Consider the following 23,246-nt stretch of genomic DNA (forward strand, 5'->3'; position numbering starts at 1 on the left):
AGGCGTTTCCCTAAGCAAAACGTGTACAGCGTTGGCGCAGATGTATAAATATAAACACAATGAAATAAAATTTAGCACTAAATAACAAGAAATTATTTGTTGGCATGACTGGTGATTATCACGAGGGGGGTAGTAAACCGTTGTGATTATTTAAATCCGGTAGCACAAGAAGATAAAAGTTGTGTAAAGAAGGGTAAAAAAAAACCGAATGCGAGGCATCCGGTTGAAATAGGGGTAAACAGACATTCAGAAATGAATGACGGTAATAAATAAAGTTAATGATGATAGCGCTGACTATTTTAGTTGCGAGTGAAGATTTTGTTTTATCATTCAGTGCTATGATTTTCATGAATATAATGCATTGAATTATAATGAAAAATAAATATGTTTTGATGATTCGTGCTTATTTGTCCCATTTTTTGCTTTTAAAAAAGTTCCATGCCATTAATAATTTGAAACACCTATGGCGATAAATGAAACATTTTAAAGATTTTAGTATCATATCCGTGTTGGATTATTCTGCATTTTTGCGGAGAATGAAATTGCCGACTGGTTAAGAGGGTTAATCAGTATGCAGTGGCAATAAAAAAGCAAATAAAGGCATATAACAGAGGGTTAATAACATGAAAGTTAAAGTACTGTCCCTCCTGGTACCGGCTCTGCTGGTAGCAGGCGCAGCAAATGCGGCTGAAGTTTATAACAAAGACGGCAACAAATTGGACCTGTTCGGTAAAGTCGACGGTCTGCACTATTTCTCTGATGACGATGGCAACGACGGCGATCAGACCTATATGCGTCTCGGCTTCAAAGGCGAAACCCAGGTTAACGATCAGATCACCGGCTACGGTCAGTGGGAATATCAGATTCAGGGTAACGACGCTGAAACCACTAACAACTCCTGGACCCGTGTGGCGTTTGCTGGTGTGAAATTTGGCGATGCAGGTTCCTTCGACTACGGTCGTAACTACGGCGTAATCTACGATGTAACGGCCTGGACCGACGTTCTGCCGGAATTCGGCGGCGACACCTACGGTGCGGATAACTTCATGCAGCAGCGTGCTAACGGCCTGGCAACCTACCGTAATACTGACTTCTTCGGTCTGGTTGAAGGTCTGAATTTTGCGTTGCAGTATCAGGGTAAAAACGGCAGCGCCAGCGGTGAAAACGACGTTGCGGATGGTCGTAGCCTGCTGAAACAGAACGGCGACGGCTTCGGCGGATCTCTGACCTATGATATCGGCGAAGGCTTCAGCGTTGGTGGTGCAATCACCTCTTCCAAACGTACTGCTGACCAGAATTCGGCTGGCGTATACGGCAGCGGCGATCGTGCGACCGTTTATACCGGTGGTCTGAAATACGACGCTAACAACGTTTACCTGGCAGCGCAGTACTCTCAGACTTACAACGCAACCCGCTTTGGTTCTTCCCAGAACGGCAGTAGCGACTCTTATGGCTTCGCTGATAAAGCGCAAAACTTCGAAGTGGTTGCACAGTACCAGTTCGACTTCGGTCTGCGTCCGTCCGTGGCTTACCTGCAATCTAAAGGTAAGGACATCTCCAACGGCACCACCAACTACGGCGATCAGGATATCCTGAAATACGTTGATGTTGGCGCGACCTACTACTTCAACAAAAACATGTCTACCTACGTTGATTACAAAATCAACCTGCTGGATGACAACACCTTTACCCGTAACGCGGGTATCAGCACTGACGACATCGTTGCTCTGGGCCTGGTTTACCAGTTCTGATTGCGGACAATGTCAACTAAAGGGCCTGCGGGCCCTTTTTTAATGCGTTTTTTACGGCGTACAAATAGCGATTTTTGGTGTACTCTTGCGCGCGTTCGCATGAGGATAATCACGTATGGAAATGACCTTTTGTCGGGCAGCGCTGCTGGCCACGACGATCTTTTTTGTGGGGTGCGATGATGCCCCAAAACCGGCTGATACAGCGTCACCTGCTGCAACCGTACTGGAAGGGAAAACGATGGGCACCTTCTGGCGGGTCAGCGTGGTGGATGTGGACGCCAGCCGTGCTGAGGAATTACGTAACAGAATTCAGACGCAGCTTGATGCCGACGATCAGCTGTTGTCCACGTACAAAAATGACTCGGCGCTGATGCGCTTCAACCATTCGCAAAGTCTTTCTCCCTGGCCGGTTAGCGAAGCAATGGCCGATATCATTACCTCGGCGCTGCGCATTGGCGCGAAAACCGACGGCGCGATGGATATCACCGTGGGGCCGCTGGTGAATCTGTGGGGGTTCGGCCCGGAGCAACAGCCGATACATGTTCCCACACAGCCGCAGATTGACAGCGCAAAAGCAAAGACCGGGCTGCAACATCTGCGGGTTATCAATCAGGCGCGACAACAATATCTGCAAAAAGATCTGCCGGATCTGTTTGTCGATCTCTCAACCGTGGGGGAAGGGTATGCGGCCGATCATCTGGCGCGCTTGATGGAACAGGAAGGCATTGCCCGCTATCTGGTCTCCGTCGGCGGCGCCCTGAACAGTCGCGGCATGAATGCGCAGGGGCAGCCCTGGCGTGTGGCGATCCAAAAACCGACCGATCAAGAAAACGCGGTGCAGGCAATTGTCGATATTAACGGGCATGGCATCAGTACCTCCGGCAGCTACCGTAACTATTACGAACTGGACGGGAAGCGCCTGTCTCACGTCATTGATCCGCAGACCGGGCGTCCCATAGAACACAATCTGGTCTCCGTGACGGTTATCGCTCCGACGGCGCTGGAAGCGGACGGCTGGGATACCGGGTTGATGGTGCTCGGCACGGAAAAGGCCAAAGAGGTGGTGCGCCGGGAAGGGCTGGCGGTGTACATGATCATGAAAGAGGGCGAGGGTTTTAAAACCTGGATGTCGCCGCAGTTCAAAAGCTTCCTCGTGAGTGATAAAAATTAAAAAGCAAGATTTCGGGTTTTCGTGCGCTGACTTACGGACACACTGAGACTAAGCACTATGCTTAATGAAGGAGTCCATGATGAAAAATCTCTCACGCATAAATGACGATGCGCGCTGGCAGTCGGTGCTGGATCGCGATCCTGACGCCGATGGTCAGTTTGTTTTTGCGGTACAGACCACCGGCATCTTTTGCCGACCGTCCTGTCGGGCAAAACACGCGTTGCGGCAAAACGTTCGTTTCTTTGCCAGTGCGGAGCAGGCGCTGGCCGCAGGATTCCGCCCCTGCAAACGCTGCCAGCCAGACAAAGACAACGCCCGACAGCATCAGCTGGATAAAATCACGCACGCCTGTCGTTTACTGGAACAGGATGCCCCCATCACGCTGGACGCCCTGGCGCAGCAGGTGGCAATGAGCCCATTTCATCTGCATCGGTTGTTCAAAGCCACGACGGGAATGACGCCAAAAGCCTGGCAGCAATCCTGGCGCGCCCGCCGTCTGCGCGATGCGCTGGCGAAAGGAGAGACGGTAACGCAAGCGATCCTGAACGCCGGTTTTCCCGACAGCGGCAGTTACTATCGCAAAGCGGATGAGACGCTCGGCATGACGGCGAAGCAGTTTCGTAAGGGCGGCGATAATCTCCCCGTTCGCTATGCCCTCGCGGATTGTGCGCTGGGACGCTGCCTGGTTGCGGAGAGCGAGCGGGGAATCTGCGCGATTTTACTGGGCGATGATGATGCCGGGCTTATTGCCAGCCTGCATGAACTGTTTCCCGCCGCGCAGGATGAACCCGCTGATCGACCTTTCCAGCAGCGCGTGCGCCAGGTTATCGCCAGTATTAATGCACGCGATATGCCGCTGTCACTGCCGTTAGATATTCAGGGCACCGCGTTCCAGCAGCAGGTCTGGCAGGCGCTGCGCACGATTCCCTGTGGGGAAACCGTCAGCTATCAGCAGATCGCCAGCGCAATTGGCAAGCCGAAGGCGGTTCGTGCCGTTGCCAGCGCCTGCGGGGCAAATAAACTGGCGATTGTGATCCCGTGCCATCGGGTGGTGCGCGGCGACGGCGCGCTATCGGGTTATCGTTGGGGCGTGGCGCGCAAGGCGCAGCTTCTGCAACGAGAGGCGCGACATGAGGATAAATGATGCTGGACTTATTTGCGGATGCTGAACCCTGGCAAGAGCCGCTGGCGTCCGGCGCGGTTATCTTGCGCCGTTTCGCCTTTCGCGAGGCGCCATCGCTGATTGAGGCCATCGCGGTGGTCGCCGCGCAGTCGCCATTTCGCCAGATGGTAACGCCCGGCGGCTATACCATGTCGGTGGCGATGACAAATTGCGGTCAGCTCGGCTGGACGACGGATCAGCACGGATATCTCTATTCTCCCGTCGATCCGTTAACCGGGCGGCGTTGGCCGCCGCTGCCTGAGGTCTTTACCAGCCTGTGCCATCGCGCGGCGATCGCGGCGGGCTATGCTGATTTTCAGCCGGATGCCTGTCTTATCAATCGCTATACGCCCGGCTCAAAGTTGTCGTTGCATCAGGATAAAGACGAACCGGATCTGCGCGCGCCGATTGTGTCGGTTTCTTTGGGCCTTCCGGCCATTTTTCAGTTTGGCGGCCTGAGTCGTAACGATCCGTTAAAACGCCTTTTGCTGGAGCACGGCGATGTGGTGGTCTGGGGCGGTGAATCGAGACTGTTTTACCACGGCATACAACCGCTTAAAGCGGGCTTTCATCCGCTGACGGCGGACTGTCGTTACAACCTGACGTTTCGCCAGGCGGGTAAAAAAGAATAAAAATAAGAATTATTATTGCTGTCGGCGTTGAGATGTTTAAACTGCGGGCTGTTATTCCTTGCCCGGGTTGTATGAATGGAACTACTTCTTCTTGTCTGGCGGCAGTATCGCTGGCCATTTATCAGCGTGATGGCGCTCAGCCTCGCCAGCGCTGCGCTGGGGATTGGTCTGATTGCCTTTATCAATCAGCGCCTCATCGAAACGGTGGATACCACGCTGATGGTGCTGCCGGAATTTCTCGCGCTGCTGCTTTTACTGATGGCGGTGACGCTGGGCTCCCAACTGGCCTTAACCGCGTTAGGGCACCATTTTGTCTATCGCCTGCGCAGCGAATTTATCAAACGTATTCTGGACACGCAGGTTGAGCGCATCGAACAACTGGGCAGCGCCTCGCTGCTGGCAGGGTTAACCAGTGATATCCGCAACATCACGATCGCATTCGTGCGCCTGCCGGAGCTGGTTCAGGGGATCATCCTGACGGTGGGTTCCGCCGCGTATCTGGCGATGTTATCCACCAAAATGCTGCTGGTGACGGCAATCTGGATGGCAATCACCATCTGGGGCGGGTTTGTGCTGGTGGCGCGCGTGTATAAGCACATGGCGACGCTGCGCGAAACGGAAGATAAGCTGTATCAGGATTTTCAGACGGTGCTGGAAGGGCGCAAAGAGCTGACCCTGAACCGTGAGCGCGCGGAACATATCTTTAACCATTCGTATATCCCGGATGCGAAAGAGTATCGCCACCATATTATTCGCGCCGATACGTTCCACCTGAGCGCCGTTAACTGGTCAAACATTATGATGCTGGGCGCGATTGGTCTGGTGTTTTGGATGGCGAACAGCCTGGGCTGGGCGGATACCAACGTGGCGGCGATCTATTCGCTGACGCTGCTGTTCCTGCGCACGCCGCTGCTCTCTGCGGTTGGCGCGTTGCCGACGCTGCTCACCGCGCAGGTGGCTTTCAACAAGCTGAATAAATTTTCGCTGGCGCCGTTTAAAGCGGAATTTCCTCGTCCTGACGCCTTTCCTGACTGGAAAACGCTGGAGTTACGCAATGTCGTTTTCCATTATCAGGATAATGCGTTTTCAGTAGGGCCGATCAACCTGACCATCCAGCGCGGGGAACTGCTGTTTCTGATTGGCGGCAATGGTAGCGGGAAATCGACGCTGGCGATGCTGCTGACGGGGCTGTACCAGCCTCAGTCAGGCGAAATTTTACTGGATGGCAAAACGCTTTCCGCAGAGCGTCCTGAGGACTACCGGAAACTCTTTTCCGCTGTGTTTACCGATGTCTGGCTGTTTGATCAACTGCTGGGGCCGGAAGGCAAACCGGCCAAAGCGGAACTGGTGGAAAAGTGGCTTGAGCAACTGAAAATGGCGCACAAGCTGGAGCTACGCGATGGCCGGATTCTGAACCTGAAGCTGTCGAAAGGGCAGAAAAAGCGCGTGGCGTTGCTGCTGGCGCTGGCGGAGGAGCGTGACATCATTCTGCTGGATGAATGGGCCGCCGATCAGGACCCGCATTTCCGCCGTGAATTTTATCAGGTGCTGCTGCCGCTGATGCAGGAGATGGGCAAAACCATCTTTGCGATCAGTCATGACGATCATTACTTTATTCACGCCGATCGCCTGCTGGAGATGCGTAACGGGCAGTTGAGTGAGCTGGTCGGCGATGAACGCGACGCCGCCTCCCACGATGCGGTTGCGCGTACCGCCTGATCCTGTAGGCCGGATAAGGATTAGCCGCATCCGGCCTGGTTGCCCGATGGCGCGACGCTTATCGGGCCTGCCATTCCCTGCATGATGCTGATTTTTTATCCACTCGCGGCGCCGTTTATTGTTATTTACATAACCTCGCGCCATGCTTAATGGCATCTCATTTCATGGATTTATAATTAATGTCCGCAATGACCAAAAACAGCGCCAGACTGCGCGATGAAGAGCGTGCGCGTCTTATCTGGCTGCTCACCACCGATAAAGCGATTATTTCCGCCCTGTCAGGCAAGCTCACCCTGGCTGAGCAATATGATGTCGGTACGCTGGCCGACGATATTGCTGAGGTAGGGGCGCTGGTGGCTCACCTGCCGCCGCCGGACCTGGCGGATACCCTTGAAGCGCTGCCTTCCGAAGAACGTCATGCCTTATGGCGGCTGGTCGAGAATGAAAAACGCGGCAAAGTGCTGCTGGAAGCGTCCGAAAACGTCTGGGATGACCTGATTGATGAAATGACCGACCGCGCGCTGTTGGACGCGCTGCAATACCTCGACATTGACGAACAGATTTATCTCGTTCAGCACCTGCCGCGTAACCTCACCGGGCGACTGCTGGCGACGCTGCCGCCAGAGGAGCGCGCCCGCGTCCGTCAGGTTATGCACTACGAGAAGAATCGCGTCGGGGCGATCATGGAGTTCGAGGTCATCACCGTGCGCCCGGACGTGACGCTGGAGGTAGTGCAGCGCTATTTACGCCGTTTGGGAAAAATGCCGGAAAACACCGACAAACTCTTTGTAACGAACCGGAATAAAATACTGGTCGGCGAGCTGTCTCTGACGCGTATTCTGCTCAGTGACGCGCAGCGTAAAGTCAGCGACGTGATGGATGACGATCCGCTGACCTTTGCCCCGGAAGATATCTCTGAGAATGCGGCGCGCACCTTTGAACGTGACAACCTGGTCAGCGCCGCCGTGATCGATCCTTCCGGCAAACTGATGGGACGCCTGACCATCGATGAGATCGTTGATGTGGTCTACGAAGAAACCGACACCGATCTGCGTCGCATGGGGGGCCTGAGCGCCGAAGAAGATGTCTTTGCGCCCGTCGCCAAAGCGGTAAAAACCCGTTGGGCATGGCTGGCGATAAACCTGTGCACGGCGTTTATCGCCTCCCGGGTGATCGACGGCTTTGAACACACGATCTCGCAACTGGTGGCGCTGGCTTCTCTCATGCCGATTGTCGCCGGGATTGGCGGTAATACCGGGAATCAAACCATTACCATGATTGTTCGCGCGCTGGCGCTGCAAAATATTCAGCCCGGCAACCTGACCTTTCTCATTTTGCGTGAAATGGGCGTGGCGCTGGTCAACGGCCTTGTCTGGGGCGGCATCATGGGCGGCGTGACCTGGTGGCTCTACGACGATATCGCCCTTGGCGGCGTTATGACGCTGGCGATGGTGCTGAATTTACTGGTGGCGGCGCTGATGGGCGTGATCATCCCGATGACGATGGTAAAGCTCGGGCGCGACCCGGCGGTCGGCTCAAGCGTGATGATTACCGCCATTACCGATACCGGCGGTTTCTTTATTTTTCTGGGGCTGGCGACGGTATTTCTGCTTTAACCGCCTGATTACGTCTCATCATCCGTAGCAGCAAAAGCATGGCGATTAGCGATGCGGGAATGCTGTTGTCTCGTTAATTGTCAATAACCTTATAAATATTCAACGTATTACTAACGTTTTTAAAATCTTAATATAATTTATAAACAATATTTAAATCTTTTACCTGAAGTGTTAACGTTGATGCCGCTCGATTTTCACCTGCAAAAAGCAAAAAAACGATACTAAAAGTAAGGCATTAACATTATGAAAAAAGTGACTGCCATGCTCTTCACCATGGCTGTGGGGCTGAATGCTGTCTCGATGGCGGCAAAAGCGAAAGCGACCGAAGAGCAGGAAACGGATGTACTGTTGATTGGCGGCGGCATCATGAGCGCCACGTTGGGAACCTATTTGCAGGAGCTGGAACCGGAGTGGTCAATGACCATGGTTGAGCGACTGGATGGGGTTGCACAGGAGAGTTCCAACGGCTGGAACAACGCCGGAACAGGCCACTCCGCGCTGATGGAACTGAACTACACGCCGAAAAAAGCCGATGGTTCCGTCAGCATCGAAAAGGCAGTCGACATTAACGAAGCCTTCCAGGTTTCCCGCCAGTTCTGGGCGCATCAGGTACAGAGCGGCGTTCTGCACGAACCACACTCGTTTATCAATACCGTTCCGCACATGAGCTTTGTCTGGGGCGATGATAACGTCAATTTCCTGCGCGCCCGCTATACCGCGTTGCAGCAGAGCACGCTGTTCCGCGGTATGCGTTACTCCGAAGATCATGCGCAAATTAAAGAGTGGGCGCCGCTGGTCATGGAAGGTCGCGACCCGAAACAGAAGGTTGCCGCGACCCGCACTGAAATCGGTACTGACGTGAACTACGGGGAAATCACGCGTCAGCTGGTGGCATCGTTGCAGAAAAAACCGAACTTTGCGCTGCAACTGAGTACCGAAGTCCGTGGATTTAAACGTAACGCGGATAACTCCTGGACCGTGACCGTCGCCGATCTGAAAAACGGTGAAGCAGAACATGCGATTAAGGCGAAATTTGTCTTTATCGGCGCGGGCGGCGCGGCGCTGAAGCTGTTGCAGGAGACGGGCATTCCTGAAGCGAAAGATTACGCGGGATTCCCGGTTGGCGGCCAGTTCCTGGTTTCAGAGAACCCGGATGTGGTTAACAACCACCTGGCGAAGGTATATGGCCAGGCGTCGGTCGGCGCGCCGCCGATGTCCGTACCGCACATCGATACCCGTATCCTGGATGGTAAACGCGTCGTGCTGTTTGGGCCGTTCGCGACGTTCTCCACGAAGTTCCTGAAAAACGGTTCGCTGTGGGATCTGCTGAGTTCGACCACGACCTCTAACTTTATGCCGATGGTTAACGTAGGGATGGATAACTTCGATCTGGTGAAATACCTGATTAGCCAGGTGATGCTGAGCGATGATGAACGCTTTGAAGCGCTGAAAGAGTACTATCCGCAGGCGAAGAAAGAAGACTGGCGTTTGTGGCAGGCGGGCCAGCGCGTGCAGATCATCAAGCGTGATGAAGACAAGGGCGGCGTACTGCGTCTGGGCACTGAAGTGGTCAGCGACAAAGACGGTACGATTGCCGCGCTGCTGGGCGCGTCTCCGGGGGCATCCACTGCTGCGCCGATCATGCTGCATCTGATGGAAAAAGTGTTTAAAGAGAAAGTGGCCAGCCCGGAATGGCAGGCGAAACTGAAAACGATTGTTCCGTCTTACGGGACTAAGCTGAACGGCAATATTGAGGCCACGGAACAAGAGCTGCAATACACCAGCGACGTTCTGGGGCTGAAATATGACAAGCCGCAGGTGGTGGACGAAGCGCCAAAACCGCAGCTTAAGCCGCAGGTTCAACCGCAGCCGGCGCATAAAGCTGTCGCGGATATCGCGCTGTAAAAACGTATTGCGGCATGCCGGATGGCGCTGCACTTATCCGGCCTACAACGAGCAATATGTAGGCCAGATAGGCGGTACGCCGCCATCCGGCAAAACGTTCCTTAACGCGCCACTGCGTCCTGTACTTTATCTTCCGCTTTCCAGATACGGTATTTCACCTCTACGTTAGCCGGGGTGTACACCACGATCGGCAGCTTGCTGTTATAACGCACCATTCCGGCATCGCCCAGATAGGCCGTCACAAACTTCTGCTCTTTCTTGCCATCCGGGCAGGCCATCATGGTAGAAACCGGGGAGGTTACTTTATCAAAAACGTAGTAGTCGTAACCCCAGCCTTCCAGCGTTTTGCTCGCCAGTTCGCCGCCAAGACGGTGATGGTTGCAATCCACTTCCAGCGTCTGGCCGATCAGCAGTTCCACTTTCAGGGTAGACTCATCTTCCTGGGGAGTAAGCTGGATAACCTGGCGCTTCATCCCTTTTTCCGCTTTCGGATACGGCGCGATTTTTTCCAGAGGTTGCGTACTGGCATCGCTGGTCGCCGCCCATGCGGAGGTACTGGCGAAAGCCGCTAACAGTACGGCAGGTACAATTGTCTTCATTTTCGAGTTCACCGCGTTTCCTTTCTTCTGTCTTCTGAACGATTCCCGGCAGGTTAACACATTCATATTGGCTATTAATCTAAATTTACTTATATTTTAAGATGGTTAATTGAATGTTTACTTGTTTGATAGCGATATATTCCATTTTATACATGTTAAATAGGATTATTCTCCATTTAAGCCTTTCGTTATATACTTATTGATATAACACTTTGAAATGTGAACAAAAGCACATTCAGATACGCTAACCCCACACTCTTTTGATCCGGCGACAGCATTTACCCCAATCGGGGTATGCACCTCTAACACATCCTGAAATATCTTACCGATCATAATAATGACTTAGTGGTAGTGCGGTTTATTTAGTCGTTCACCTTCCGGTGTGAGCGTCGTGATGGAAGGGCGATGTCATGGTTGATCTATCCCGTCGAGGAATACTGACAGGCAGTTGGCGCAAAGCCAACAGCGGGCTCCGTCCGCCCTGGTCTGGGGACGAATCACACTTCCTGACGCACTGCATCCGTTGTGACGCCTGCATTCAGGCATGTGAAACCGACATTTTACAGCGGGGGCAAGGCGGCTATCCGGGCGTTAATTTTAAGCAGGGTGAATGCAGCTTTTGTTATGCCTGCGCGCAAGCCTGTCCTGAATCACTCTTCCTTCCGCGCCACACCAGGGCCTGGGATCTGAACTTTACGATTGGGCAGAATTGTCTGGCGTATCAGTCCGTTGAGTGTCATCGCTGCCAGGATAGCTGCGAACCACTGGCGATAACGTTTCGCCCCACGCTGTCAGGCATTTATCAGCCGCAACTCGACAATCAGGCATGCAGCGGATGCGGGGCGTGTGTCGCCATTTGCCCGACATCAGCGATCAATGCGGAGTACAACCATGCAGCACAGTAACTGGCAGGTCTGTAGCCTGGTCGTCCAGGCCAAAAGTCAGCACATCACCGACATCAGCACGCAATTGCACCAGTTTCCGGGCTGTGAAGTCGCGCTGAGCGATGTCGACAGCGGTCAGTTGATCGTGGTGGTGGAAGCAGAACACAGCGGAACGCTGATGCAAACAATTGAGTCGGTACGCAACGTTGCGGGCGTGCTGGCGGTGTCGCTGGTTTATCACCAGCAGGATGAGCAAGGTGAGGAAACACCATGAAACTCAGTCGTCGTAGCTTTATGAAAGCTAACGCCGTTGCGGCCGCTGCGGCGGCTGCCGGGCTAAGCGTGCCGGGCGTCGCCCGCGCAGTGGTTGGTCAGCAGGAAGCCATCAAATGGGACAAAGCCCCGTGCCGTTTTTGCGGAACGGGTTGCGGCGTGCTGGTCGGTACTCAGCAGGGCCGTATTGTGGCCTGTCAGGGCGATCCTGATGCGCCGGTCAACCGTGGCCTTAACTGCATTAAGGGCTACTTCCTGCCCAAGATTATGTATGGCAAAGACCGTTTAACGCAGCCGATGCTGCGCATGAAAGACGGCCAGTACAACAAAGAAGGCGAATTTACCCCAATCAGTTGGGATCAGGCTTTCGATGTGATGGAAGAGAAATTTAAGGCCTCTCTGAAAGAAAAAGGGCCGGAAGCGATTGGTATGTTTGGTTCCGGGCAGTGGACGGTCTGGGAAGGTTATGCCGCCGCGAAGCTGTTCAAAGCCGGTTTCCGTTCCAACAATATCGACCCGAACGCGCGCCACTGCATGGCGTCGGCGGTGGTGGGCTTCATGCGTACTTTTGGTATGGATGAGCCGATGGGGTGCTACGACGATATCGAACAAGCCGACGCCTTTGTGCTATGGGGCTCTAACATGGCGGAGATGCACCCGATCCTGTGGTCGCGCATCACCAACCGCCGTCTGTCCGATCCGAACGTTAATGTCGCGGTTCTCTCAACCTTCCAGCATCGTAGCTTTGAGCTGGCGGATAACGGCATTGTCTTTACGCCGCAAAGCGATCTGGTGATCCTCAACTATATCGCCAATTACATCATTCAAAACAATGCGATAAATCAGGATTTCTTCAGCAAATACGTCAACCTGCGTAAAGGGACGACCGACATCGGTTATGGTCTGCGTCCAACGCACCCGCTGGAAAAAGCGGCGAAGAATCCGGGCTCCGACGCCTCTGAGCCGATGAGCTTCGACGAGTACAAAGCGTTTGTCGCGGAGTACACGCTGGAGAAAACCGCAGAAATGACCGGCGTGCCGAAAGATCAGCTGGAGCAGCTGGCGCAGCTGTATGCCGATCCGAAGAAAAAAGTGATCTCCTACTGGACGATGGGCTTTAACCAGCATACGCGTGGCGTATGGGCCAACAACCTGGTGTATAACCTGCACCTGTTGACCGGCAAGATCTCCCAGCCAGGCTGTGGTCCGTTCTCCCTGACCGGTCAGCCTTCCGCCTGTGGTACGGCGCGTGAAGTTGGGACATTCTCCCACCGTCTGCCTGCGGACATGGTGGTCACTAATGAAAAACACCGTGATATCTGCGAAAAACACTGGCAGATCCCAACGGGCACCATCCCGGCGAAAATCGGTCTGCACGCCGTAGCGCAGGATCGTGCGCTGAAAGACGGCAAGCTGAACGTCTACTGGGTGATGTGCAACAACAACATGCAGGCCGGGCCGAACATCAACGAAGAGCGTATGCCGGGCTGGCGCGATCCGCGTAACTTCGTCATCGTCTCCGATCCGTACCCGACCGTCAGCGCGCTGGCCGCTGACCTGATTCTGCCAACGGCGATGTGGGTGGAGAAAGAAGGGGCCTACGGTAACGCTGAGCGTCGTACCCAGTTCTGGCGTCAACAAATTAAAGCGCCGGGTGAAGCGAAATCAGACCTGTGGCAGCTAGTGCAGTTCGCTCGTCGTTTCAAAACGGAAGAGGTCTGGCCGGAAGATCTGCTGGCGCAAAAACCAGAACTGCGCGGCAAAACCCTCTACGACGTTCTGTTTGCCACGCCTGCGGTCAGCAAATTCCCGCTGACCGATCTGGCGGAAGACCAGCTGAACGATGAATCCCGTGAGCTGGGTTTCTACCTGCAAAAAGGGCTGTTTGAAGAGTACGCCTGGTTTGGTCGCGGACACGGCCACGATCTCGCGCCGTTCGATGATTATCACAAAGCGCGCGGTCTGCGCTGGCCGGTGGTTGATGGTAAAGAGACCCAGTGGCGTTACAGCGAAGGCCATGACCCGTATGTCAAAGCGGGAGAAGGCTACAAGTTTTACGGTAAGCCGGACGGCAAAGCGGTGATTTTCGCCCTGCCGTTTGAACCCGCCGCGGAAGCGCCGGATAAAGAGTATGACCTGTGGCTCTCTACCGGTCGCGTACTGGAGCACTGGCACACCGGCAGCATGACGCGCCGCGTGCCTGAGCTGCATCGCGCCTTCCCGGAAGCGGTGCTCTTTATTCATCCGCTGGACGCGAAAACGCGTGACCTGCGCCGTGGCGATAAGGTCAAAGTCATCTCCCGCCGTGGGGAAGTGATTTCGGTTGTTGAAACGCGCGGGCGTAACCGTCCGCCGCAGGGACTGGTGTACATGCCGTTCTTCGATGCCGCACAGCTGGTGAACAACCTGACGCTGGATGCGACGGACCCGCTCTCTAAAGAGACGGATTTCAAGAAGTGCGCCGTCAAACTGGCGAAGGTGTAACACACCATGTCCCGGTCAGCGAAACCCCAAAATGGCCGCCGCCGCTTTTTGCGCGATATGGTTCGCACGGCAGGCGGGCTGGCTGCCGTTGGCGTAGCGCTGGGGTTACAGCAGCAAACCGCTCGCGCAACGGGCGTGCGGTTGCGCCCGCCGGGGGCATTGGGTGAAGACGCGTTCGCCAGCGCCTGCGTGCGCTGCGGGCAGTGCGTTCAGGCATGTCCGTATGACACCCTGAAGCTGGCGACGCTGGCTTCGGGTTTGTCTGCCGGTACGCCTTACTTTGTCGCCCGCGATATTCCCTGCGAAATGTGTGAAGACATTCCATGCGCTAAAGTTTGCCCCAGTGGGGCGTTGGATCGAGAGATCGAATCCATTGACGATGCGCGCATGGGGCTGGCGGTACTGCTGGACCAGGAGAACTGCCTTAACTTCCAGGGACTGCGCTGCGACGTTTGTTATCGCGAGTGCCCAAAAATCGATGAGGCGATCACGCTGGAGCTGGATCGCAATATGCGTACCGGCAAACATGCGCGCTTTCTTCCCACCGTTCACAGCGACGCCTGCACCGGCTGCGGTAAATGCGAAAAAGTCTGTGTGCTGGAACAACCGGCGATAAAAGTGTTGCCGCTGTCGCTGGCGAAAGGGGAGTTGGGGCACCACTACCGCTTCGGCTGGCTGGAGGGGAAAGATGGCAAATCGTAAACGCGATGCCGGGCGCGAAGCGCGAGCGAAAAAAGGCTGGTGGCGCAGCCATCGCTGGCTGGTTTTGCGGCGGATAAGTCAGTTTCTGGTGCTGGGAATGTTTCTCAGTGGCCCGTGGGCGGGCGTCTGGATTCTGCACGGTAACTACAGCAGTAGCTTGTTGCTGGATACCATTCCTTTAACCGACCCGCTGATAACGTTGCAAAGCCTTGCCAGCGGGCATTTACCGGCCGCCGTTGCGCTGACCGGCGCCGCCATTATTACGGTGCTGTATGCCCTGGCAGGAAAGCGATTATTTTGCAGTTGGGTCTGTCCGCTGAACCCAATTACCGATTTTGCGAACTGGCTACGCAGAAGGTTTGACCTGAATCAGTCCGCAACGATTCCGCGTCATATACGGTACGTCCTTCTGGTTGTCGTGCTGGTGGGATCGGCGCTAACCGGAACGCTACTGTGGGAATGGATAAACCCGGTTTCCCTGCTGGGGCGTAGCCTGGTGATGGGATTCGGTAGCGGTGCACTGCTGATTATCGCTCTGTTTTTATTTGATTTACTGGTCGTTGAACACGGCTGGTGCGGACATATCTGCCCTTTGGGCGCGTTGTATGGCGTGCTGGGAAGTAAAGGCGCGCTAACGGTGGCGGCGAAAGATCGCGAGAAATGTAACCGCTGTATGGATTGTTTTCATGTTTGCCCGGAACCGCACGTCCTGCGTGCGCCGGTGCTGGATGAGCAAAGCCCGGTGCAGGTCACCAGCCGCGATTGCATGACGTGCGGTCGCTGCGTGGATGTCTGTTCTGAGGACGTATTTACAATAACAACACGATGGAGTTCGGGAGCGAAATCATGAAAAGCCATGACCTGAAGAAAGCGCTGTGTCAATGGACGGCCCTGCTTGCCCTGGTGGTGAGTGGTGCGGTTTGGGCAGCAAACGGAGTGGATCTGAGCCAGTCGCCGGAAGTTTCGGGGACGCAGGAAGGGGCGATTCGCATGCCGAAAGAGCAGGAACGTATGCCGCTGAACTATGTTAATCAGCCGCCGATGATCCCGCATAGCGTTGAAGGTTATCAGGTAACGACCAATACCAACCGCTGCCTGCAATGTCATGGTGTGGAAAGCTACCGTACTACCGGCGCGCCGCGTATTAGCCCAACGCACTTTATGGACAGCGACGGCAAAGTTTTAGGCGAAGTCGCGCCGCGTCGTTACTTCTGTTTGCAGTGCCATGTGCCGCAGGCGGATGCCGCGCCGATCGTGGGTAATACCTTTACCCCGTCGAAAGGTTACGGGAAATAAGAGGTCATTATGGAAAATTCTAACCGTAAACCTGGCGTGATTAAGCGGGTCTGGCAATGGTGGCGTCGCCCTAGCCGCCTGGCGATTGGCACGTTGCTGTTAATCGGTTTTGTCGGCGGCATTATTTTCTGGGGCGGTTTCAACACCGGGATGGAAAAGGCCAACACCGAAGAGTTCTGTATCAGCTGCCACGAAATGCGCAACACCGTCTATCAGGAATACATGGAAACCGTGCACTACAACAACCGCAGCGGCGTTCGCGCCACCTGTCCTGACTGTCACGTTCCGCACGAGTGGGGCCCGAAAATGATCCGTAAGATCAAGGCCAGTAAAGAGCTGTACGGGAAGGTGTTCGGCATTATAGATACTCCGCAGAAGTTTGAAGATCACCGTCTGACAATGGCGCAGAGCGAGTGGCGACGGATGAAAGACACCAATTCGCGGGAGTGCCGTAACTGCCACAACTTCGAATTTATGGATCTCACCGCTCAGAAAGGCGTTGCCGCCAAAATGCACGACCAGGCAGTGAAAGAGGGGCAAACCTGTATCGACTGCCACAAAGGGATTGCGCATAAACTCCCGGATATGCGCGAAGTGAAACCGGGCTTTTAATAATGAGTGGGTATGCTTGAAGCCAGAGAACTGCTCTGCGAGCGGGATGACAGAATACTGTTCAGTGGGCTGTCGTTTCGCGTGAACGCAGGGGAATGGGTACAAATTACCGGGGGCAACGGCGCGGGGAAAACCACCCTTTTGCGGTTGCTCACCGGGCTGGCGCGCCCCGACGCAGGGGAAGTGTGCTGGCAAGAGCAGGCGTTGCACCGCGTGCGCGACAGCTACCATCAAAATCTGTTGTGGATTGGACATCAGCCGGGGATTAAAACCCGGCTTTCGGCGTTGGAGAACCTGCGCTTTTTCCACCATGACGGCGATACGGCGCAGTGTCTGGCCGCGCTGGCGCAGGCGGGGCTGGCCGGATACGAAGACATCCCCGTCAACCAGCTTTCCGCTGGACAGCAACGGCGCGTGGCACTGGCGCGTCTGTGGCTGACCCGCGCGACGCTCTGGATCCTCGACGAGCCGTTTACCGCCATTGATGTCAATGGCGTTGAGCGCCTGACGCAGCGCATGGCTGAACATACACAGCAGGGCGGGATCGTCATCCTCACCACGCACCAGCCGCTGAATGTCGCGACTGACAAAATACGGCGTATCGCGCTGACCGGCGAGAGGGTAGCGCAATGATGTGGCAAATCTTTCGTCTTGAGCTGCGCGTGGCGTTTCGTCATAGCGCGGAAATCGCTAACCCGCTGTGGTTCTTTCTGATTGTTATCACGCTTTTCCCGCTGAGCATTGGCCCGGAGCCGCAGCTGCTGGCGCGCATTGTTCCCGGCATTATCTGGGTGGCGGCGTTGCTCTCCTCGCTGCTGGCGCTGGAGCGTCTGTTTCGCGATGACTTACAGGACGGCAGCCTGGAGCAACTGATGCTCCTGCCGCTGCCGTTACCGGCGGTAGTGCTGGCGAAAGTGATGGCGCACTGGGTGGTGACCGGCCTGCCGCTGCTGATCCTCTCCCCGCTGGTGGCGTTATTGCTGGGAATGGATATGTACGGCTGGCAAATCATGGCGCTGACTCTGCTGCTTGGCACGCCGACCCTGAGTTTTCTTGGCGCGCCGGGCGTGGGGTTAACGGTGGGCCTGAAGCGCGGCGGCGTATTGCTGAGCGTGCTGGTGCTGCCGCTGACCATTCCGTTACTGATTTTCGCCACTGCGGCGATGGATGCGGCCTCCATGCATTTGCCCGTTGAGGGATATATGGCGATTTTGGGCGCGTTGCTGGCGGGCAGCGCAACGTTAAGTCCTTTTGCTACGGCGGCAGCGTTACGTATCAGCATGCAGTAGCGCGGTCTTTGACTGGCGACAAACTGTAGGATGCCGGATGACGTTACGCTTATCAGGAAAGTCTGTAGGTCTGATAAGGCGTCTTTGCCGTCATCCGGCATAACTGAAGTTTCATTCGTTTTGATTGAATCTGGTGACTGAACTATGTGGAAAACACTTCATCAACTGGCGCTTCCCCCACGGCTTTATCAGATCTGTGGCTGGTTCATCCCGTGGCTGGCGATAGCCAGCGTGGTGGTGCTGGCGGCGGGCTGGGTCTGGGGGTTTGGCTTCGCGCCTGCGGATTATCAGCAGGGGCAAAGCTACCGCATCATCTACCTGCATGTCCCGGCGGCGATCTGGTCGATGGGGATTTACGCCTCGATGGCGGTCGCCGCATTCATCGGTCTGGTCTGGCAAATGAAAATGGCTAACCTGGCGGTGGCGGCGATGGCGCCTGTTGGCGCGGTGTTTACCTTTATCGCGCTGGTTACCGGTTCCGCCTGGGGCAAACCGATGTGGGGAACCTGGTGGGTATGGGACGCGCGATTGACCTCTGAACTGGTGCTGCTGTTCCTGTACGTCGGGGCGATAGCGTTGTGGCACGCCTTTGACGATCGCCGCCTGGCGGGGCGCGCGGCGGGCATTCTGGTGCTGATTGGCGTCGTTAATTTGCCGATCATCCACTACTCGGTGGAGTGGTGGAATACGCTACATCAGGGATCAACTCGTATGCAGCAGAGCATTGACCCGGCGATGCGCGCGCCGCTGCGCCTGGCGATTATCGGTTATCTGCTGCTGTTTATCACGCTGGCGCTGATGCGGATGCGTAACCTGATTTTGTTAATGGAAAAACGTCGCCCGTGGGTGAGTGAACTGATTTTAAAAAGAGGCCGCCAATGACCAGCGCATTTGCATCCTGGAGTGATTTCTTTGCTATGGGCGGTTACGCCTTTTATGTCTGGCTGGCGGTTGTGATGACAGTGATCCCGCTGGCGGCGCTGGTGGTGCATACCGCCATGCAGCACCGCGTGATTTTGCGCGGCGTGGCGCAGCAGCGAGCGCGTGAAGCGCGGATGCGTGCGGCGCAGGCGCAGCGGGAGGCCGCATGAATCTCCGTCGTAAAAATCGTTTGTGGATAGCCTGCGCGGTGCTGGCCGGTTTGGCTCTGACTATCACGCTGGTACTTTATGCGCTGCGTTCCAATATCGACCTGTTCTATACGCCAGGCGAAATTCTCTACGGTAAACGCGAAACGCACCAACTGCCTGAAGTGGGGCAACGCCTGCGCGTCGGCGGCATGGTCATGCCCGGAAGCGTGAAGCGCGACCCGGATTCGCTGAAAGTGAATTTCAGCATCTACGACGCCGAAGGCGTGGTGGATGTGACGTACGAAGGCATTCTGCCGGATCTGTTCCGCGAAGGGCAGGGCGTGGTGGTGCAGGGGGAGCTGGGCGAGAAAAACCATGTGCAGGCGAAAGAGGTGCTCGCCAAACATGATGAAAACTATACCCCGCCGGAAGTTGAAAAAGCGATGCAGGAAAACCATCGTCGCCCGGAAAGCGTTTATAAGGATAAAGCATCATGATGCCTGAAATTGGCAACGCGCTGCTGTGTCTCGCACTCGGCGTGGCGCTGTTGCTATCCGTTTATCCGCTGTGGGGCGTGGGGCGCGGCGATGTGCGCATGATGGCCTCGGCGAGGCCATTCTCCTGGCTGCTGTTTATCCTGGTGATGGGCGCGTTTCTGGTGCTGATCAATGCCTTCGTGGTGAATGATTTTACCGTTACCTATGTCGCCAGCAACTCCAACACGCAACTGCCGGTCTGGTATCGCGTCGCCGCGACCTGGGGAGCGCACGAAGGGTCGCTTCTGCTATGGGTATTGCTGATGAGTGGCTGGACGTTTGCCGTGGCCGTGTTCAGTCAGCGGATGCCGCTGGATATCGTCGCCCGCGTACTGGCGGTGATGGGGATGGTCAGCGTCGGTTTTCTGCTGTTTATTCTGTTCACCTCCAACCCGTTTTCCCGTACGTTGCCCAACTTTCCGATTGAAGGGCGCGACCTGAATCCGCTGTTGCAGGACCCGGGGCTGATCTTCCACCCGCCGCTGCTCTATATGGGCTATGTCGGTTTCTCGGTGGCGTTCGCGTTCGCGATCGCCGCGCTGATGAGTGGGCGTCTGGACAGCACCTTTGCCCGCTTTTCCCGTCCCTGGACGCTGGCTGCATGGGTATTCTTAACGCTGGGTATCGTGCTTGGCTCTGCCTGGGCCTATTACGAGCTGGGCTGGGGCGGCTGGTGGTTCTGGGACCCGGTGGAAAACGCCTCATTTATGCCGTGGCTGGTGGGCACCGCGTTGATGCACTCCCTGGCGGTGACTGAACAGCGCGCCAGCTTCAAAGCCTGGACGCTCCTGCTTTCAATATGCGCCTTCTCACTCTGCCTGCTCGGTACTTTCCTGGTGCGTTCTGGCGTGCTGGTGTCGGTGCATGCTTTTGCCTCCGATCCATCGCGCGGGATGTTTATTCTCGCCTTTATGGTACTGGTGATCGGCGGTTCGCTGCTGCTGTTCGCGACGCGCGGACACAAGGTTCGCTCGCGGGTGAATAACGCGCTCTGGTCGCGTGAGTCACTGCTGTTAGCCAATAACGTCCTGCTTATCGCCGCCATGCTGGTGGTGTTGCTGGGAACATTGCTGCCGCTGGTGCATAAACAGCTCGGTCTGGGCAGTATTTCAATCGGCGAACCGTTCTTTAATACCATGTTCACCTGGCTGATGGCGCCGTTCGCGCTGCTGCTGGGCATTGGGCCGCTGGTTCGCTGGGGACGTGACAGACCGCGCAAGTTGCAGCGGTTGTTGGTTATCGCGCTGGTGAGCACGTTAGTGTTGTCGATGCTGCTGCCGTGGCTGTTTGAAGACAAGATTGTCGCCATGACGGTGGTCGGGCTGGCGATGGCGTGCTGGGTATTTGTGCTGGCGGTAGCGGAAGTCGCGCAGCGCGTTTCGCGCGGTACGAAAATGACGCTCAGCTACTGGGGAATGGTCGCCGGGCACGTTGGGCTGGCGGTGACGATTGTCGGCATCGCGTTTAGCCAAAACTACAGCGTGGAACGTGATGTCCGCATGAAAGCGGGCGACAGCGTCAGCATCCACGACTATCAATTCACCTTCCGTGAAGTGAAGGAGATTACCGGCCCGAACTATCGCGGCGGGGTGGCGATTATCGGCGTGACGCGGGAAGGTAAAGCAGAAGCGACGCTGCATGCGGAAAAACGTTTTTATAACAGCACCAGCTCAATGATGACGGAAGCGGCGATCGATGGCGGGATCACCCGCGATCTGTATGCCGCTCTCGGCGAAGAGCTGGACAATGGCGCATGGGCGGTGCGCCTGTATTACAAACCGTTTATCCGTTGGATCTGGGCGGGAGGACTGTTGATGGCGCTTGGCGGGTTGTTCTGCCTGTTTGATCCGCGCTATCGCCAGCGTTCATGCCCGCAAAAAACCGCGCCGGAGGCTGTATGAAGCGCAACGTACTGTTAATACCTTTCGTCATTTTTCTGGTTATTGCGGCGGCGTTGCTGTGGCAGCTGGCGCGTAATGCAGAAGGGGACGATCCGACGAATCTGGAATCGGCGCTGATTGGCAAACCGGTGCCGACCTTCCGTCTCGAATCGCTGGAAAATCCTGGTCAGCATTATCAGGCAGACGTGCTAACGCAGGGGAAACCGGTGCTGCTTAACGTGTGGGCGACCTGGTGCCCGACCTGCCGCGCTGAACATCAGTATCTGAATCAGCTGTCTGCGCAGGGAATTCGCGTGGTTGGCCTGAATTATAAAGACGATCGCCAGAAAGCGATTACCTGGCTGAAAGAGTTAGGGAATCCTTATGCGTTAAGCCTGTTTGATGGCGACGGTATGCTTGGGCTGGATCTGGGTGTTTACGGCGCGCCGGAAACCTTCCTGATCGACGGTAAAGGGATCATTCGTTATCGCCATGCAGGCGATCTGAACGCCAGGGTATGGGAAAGTGAAATAAAACCGCTCTGGGAGCAGTACAGCAAGGAGGCCGCGCAATGAGATTCTTACTGGGCGTGCTGATGCTGGTGATCTCCGGCTCGTCGCTGGCTGCCATTGATGTTATGCAGTTCAAAGATGAAGCGCAGGAGCAGCAGTTCCGCCAGCTCACCGAGCAGCTGCGCTGCCCGAAATGCCAGAACAACAGCATCGCGGACTCTAACTCGATGATTGCCACCGACCTGCGTCAGAAGGTTTATGAACTGATGCAGGAAGGTAAAAGCAAGCAGGAGATCGTTGATTACATGGTGGCGCGCTACGGTAACTTCGTCACCTACGATCCGCCGCTGACGCCGCTTACCGTGCTGTTGTGGATCTTGCCGATTGCCGCTATTGGTGCTGGCGGCTGGATTATCTTCGCCCGTTCGCGGCGGCGCGTACGTGTAAAACAGGAAACCTTTTCTGATGAGGTGACGCCGAAGGGACGCCAGGCAGGATTATGGCTGTTTGCTCCCGGGGTTGTGATCGCGCTGATTGTCGGGGCGGTAAGTTACTACCAGACCGGTAACTATCAGCAGGTAAAAATCTGGCAACAGGCTACGGCGCAGACGCCAGCGCTGCTGGAGCGCGCGCTGGACCCTGATGCGCAGCCGCTGAATGAAGAAGAGATGACACGCCTGGCGCTTGGTTTGCGTACCCGACTGCAAAGCGATGCTGGCAATGTGGAAGGCTGGATTATGCTTGGGCGTATCGGCATGGTGCTGGGGAATGCCAGCACGGCGACGGAAGCGTATGCCAATGCGTACAGACTGGACCCCAAAAATAGCGATGCCGCATTAGGGTATGCGGAAGCGCTGACCCGTTCTTCCGATCCTGATGATAATCGTCGGGGAGGGGAGCTGTTGCGCCAGCTGGTGAGAAGCGATCATGCCAATATTCGGACGTTGAGTATGTATGCGTTTAATGCCTTCGAGCAGCAGCGTTTCGGCGAGGCGGTCGCAGCCTGGGAGATGATGCTGAAATTGCTGCCCGCCAATGATTCCCGCCGGGCAGTGATTGAACGCAGTATTAAGCAGGCATTAGCGCAGCTTTCGCCGCAGGCGGAATAAATGAGTGTGGCAAGGCCGGACGGTACTTGCCACGCGGCTTGTAG

General features: G+C 55.7%; 24 protein-coding genes. 22 read left to right on the forward strand and 2 right to left on the reverse strand.

Features of this window, described 5'->3' with window-relative positions:
• Positions 1–623 precede the first annotated feature (623 nt).
• The 7 genes from OGV82_RS12375 to mqo all read left to right on the forward strand — a co-directional run bounded on the left by OGV82_RS12375 (position 624) and on the right by mqo (position 9,956).
• On the forward strand, positions 624–1,751 hold the full coding sequence (locus tag OGV82_RS12375) for a porin OmpC (RefSeq protein ID WP_115609081.1): 1,128 nt from the start codon (positions 624–626) through the stop codon (positions 1,749–1,751).
• A 115-nt stretch (positions 1,752–1,866) separates the two neighbouring features.
• Positions 1,867–2,922, forward strand: coding sequence for an FAD:protein FMN transferase ApbE (gene apbE, locus OGV82_RS12380; protein ID WP_101744034.1), 1,056 nt, complete (start codon positions 1,867–1,869; stop codon positions 2,920–2,922).
• Positions 2,923–3,001: 79 nt separating this feature from the next.
• Complete coding sequence (gene ada, locus OGV82_RS12385; protein WP_101744033.1) at positions 3,002–4,066, forward strand: bifunctional DNA-binding transcriptional regulator/O6-methylguanine-DNA methyltransferase Ada; 1,065 nt, start codon at positions 3,002–3,004, stop codon at positions 4,064–4,066.
• The gene (alkB, locus tag OGV82_RS12390) at positions 4,066–4,716 is read left to right on the forward strand and encodes a DNA oxidative demethylase AlkB (protein WP_101744032.1); all 651 of its coding nucleotides are present in this window, start codon (positions 4,066–4,068) and stop codon (positions 4,714–4,716) included. Before ada ends, alkB begins: the two co-directional genes overlap by 1 nt.
• Before the next feature lie 75 nt (positions 4,717–4,791).
• Complete coding sequence (locus OGV82_RS12395; RefSeq protein ID WP_101744031.1) at positions 4,792–6,435, forward strand: multidrug ABC transporter permease/ATP-binding protein; 1,644 nt, start codon at positions 4,792–4,794, stop codon at positions 6,433–6,435.
• Positions 6,436–6,614: 179 nt separating this feature from the next.
• Entirely contained in the window at positions 6,615–8,051 is a 1,437-nt protein-coding gene (mgtE, locus tag OGV82_RS12400; RefSeq protein WP_049009135.1) for a magnesium transporter, read from the forward strand.
• A 243-nt stretch (positions 8,052–8,294) separates the two neighbouring features.
• A complete protein-coding gene (gene mqo / locus OGV82_RS12405; protein WP_101744030.1) occupies positions 8,295–9,956 on the forward strand; it encodes a malate dehydrogenase (quinone) in 1,662 nt (553 codons plus the stop codon).
• A 101-nt stretch (positions 9,957–10,057) separates the two neighbouring features.
• Here the strand turns inward: mqo and eco are convergent, their stop codons facing one another.
• Both eco and yojO read right to left on the reverse strand, forming a co-directional pair.
• Complete coding sequence (gene eco, locus OGV82_RS12410; RefSeq protein ID WP_101744056.1) at positions 10,058–10,555, reverse strand: serine protease inhibitor ecotin; 498 nt, start codon at positions 10,553–10,555, stop codon at positions 10,058–10,060.
• Positions 10,556–10,720: 165 nt separating this feature from the next.
• Positions 10,721–10,888 carry a protein YojO gene (gene yojO, locus OGV82_RS22980; RefSeq protein ID WP_502873744.1) on the reverse strand — a complete coding sequence of 56 codons (168 nt, stop codon included), beginning with the start codon at positions 10,886–10,888 and terminating at the stop codon, positions 10,721–10,723.
• Positions 10,889–10,965: 77 nt separating this feature from the next.
• On the opposite strand from yojO, the gene napF reads away from it, so the two are divergent.
• From napF to OGV82_RS12485, 15 genes are all read left to right on the forward strand, one after another.
• Entirely contained in the window at positions 10,966–11,460 is a 495-nt protein-coding gene (gene napF / locus OGV82_RS12415; protein WP_024130164.1) for a ferredoxin-type protein NapF, read from the forward strand.
• On the forward strand, positions 11,447–11,713 hold the full coding sequence (gene napD, locus OGV82_RS12420; RefSeq protein ID WP_012131547.1) for a chaperone NapD: 267 nt from the start codon (positions 11,447–11,449) through the stop codon (positions 11,711–11,713). Before napF ends, napD begins: the two co-directional genes overlap by 14 nt.
• A complete protein-coding gene (napA, locus tag OGV82_RS12425) occupies positions 11,710–14,196 on the forward strand; it encodes a nitrate reductase catalytic subunit NapA (RefSeq protein WP_012131548.1) in 2,487 nt (828 codons plus the stop codon). Before napD ends, napA begins: the two co-directional genes overlap by 4 nt.
• A 6-nt stretch (positions 14,197–14,202) precedes the next feature.
• Complete coding sequence (gene napG / locus OGV82_RS12430; protein WP_058667724.1) at positions 14,203–14,898, forward strand: ferredoxin-type protein NapG; 696 nt, start codon at positions 14,203–14,205, stop codon at positions 14,896–14,898.
• Positions 14,885–15,748, forward strand: coding sequence for a quinol dehydrogenase ferredoxin subunit NapH (gene napH / locus OGV82_RS12435; RefSeq protein ID WP_047462425.1), 864 nt, complete (start codon positions 14,885–14,887; stop codon positions 15,746–15,748). The genes napG and napH overlap by 14 nt, the downstream gene beginning before the upstream one ends.
• Positions 15,745–16,194 (forward strand): nitrate reductase cytochrome c-type subunit, encoded by a 450-nt coding sequence (gene napB, locus OGV82_RS12440; RefSeq protein ID WP_024130166.1) that lies wholly within the window; start codon positions 15,745–15,747, stop codon positions 16,192–16,194. Before napH ends, napB begins: the two co-directional genes overlap by 4 nt.
• Positions 16,195–16,203: 9 nt before the next feature.
• Complete coding sequence (gene napC, locus OGV82_RS12445) at positions 16,204–16,806, forward strand: cytochrome c-type protein NapC (protein WP_012131552.1); 603 nt, start codon at positions 16,204–16,206, stop codon at positions 16,804–16,806.
• Positions 16,807–16,812: 6 nt separating this feature from the next.
• Positions 16,813–17,439 carry a cytochrome c biogenesis heme-transporting ATPase CcmA gene (ccmA, locus tag OGV82_RS12450; protein WP_101724221.1) on the forward strand — a complete coding sequence of 209 codons (627 nt, stop codon included), beginning with the start codon at positions 16,813–16,815 and terminating at the stop codon, positions 17,437–17,439.
• Complete coding sequence (gene ccmB, locus OGV82_RS12455; protein ID WP_012131555.1) at positions 17,436–18,095, forward strand: heme exporter protein CcmB; 660 nt, start codon at positions 17,436–17,438, stop codon at positions 18,093–18,095. The genes ccmA and ccmB overlap by 4 nt, the downstream gene beginning before the upstream one ends.
• Positions 18,096–18,239: 144 nt before the next feature.
• Positions 18,240–18,977 carry a heme ABC transporter permease gene (locus tag OGV82_RS12460; protein WP_286462726.1) on the forward strand — a complete coding sequence of 246 codons (738 nt, stop codon included), beginning with the start codon at positions 18,240–18,242 and terminating at the stop codon, positions 18,975–18,977.
• A complete protein-coding gene (ccmD, locus tag OGV82_RS12465) occupies positions 18,974–19,186 on the forward strand; it encodes a heme exporter protein CcmD (protein WP_012131557.1) in 213 nt (70 codons plus the stop codon). Before OGV82_RS12460 ends, ccmD begins: the two co-directional genes overlap by 4 nt.
• Positions 19,183–19,662: a cytochrome c maturation protein CcmE gene (ccmE, locus tag OGV82_RS12470; RefSeq protein ID WP_047462435.1), complete on the forward strand. Its 480-nt coding sequence runs from the start codon at positions 19,183–19,185 to the stop codon at positions 19,660–19,662. Before ccmD ends, ccmE begins: the two co-directional genes overlap by 4 nt.
• Positions 19,659–21,602 carry a heme lyase CcmF/NrfE family subunit gene (locus OGV82_RS12475; RefSeq protein ID WP_047462438.1) on the forward strand — a complete coding sequence of 648 codons (1,944 nt, stop codon included), beginning with the start codon at positions 19,659–19,661 and terminating at the stop codon, positions 21,600–21,602. Before ccmE ends, OGV82_RS12475 begins: the two co-directional genes overlap by 4 nt.
• A complete protein-coding gene (dsbE, locus tag OGV82_RS12480; RefSeq protein ID WP_012131561.1) occupies positions 21,599–22,156 on the forward strand; it encodes a thiol:disulfide interchange protein DsbE in 558 nt (185 codons plus the stop codon). Before OGV82_RS12475 ends, dsbE begins: the two co-directional genes overlap by 4 nt.
• Positions 22,153–23,202 (forward strand): cytochrome c-type biogenesis protein CcmH, encoded by a 1,050-nt coding sequence (locus tag OGV82_RS12485; RefSeq protein ID WP_047462441.1) that lies wholly within the window; start codon positions 22,153–22,155, stop codon positions 23,200–23,202. Before dsbE ends, OGV82_RS12485 begins: the two co-directional genes overlap by 4 nt.
• Positions 23,203–23,246: the final 44 nt, after the last annotated feature.

The sequence above is a fragment of the Citrobacter sp. CK191 genome (assembly GCF_030333435.1).
GTDB lineage: Bacteria > Pseudomonadota > Gammaproteobacteria > Enterobacterales > Enterobacteriaceae > Citrobacter_B > Citrobacter_B koseri.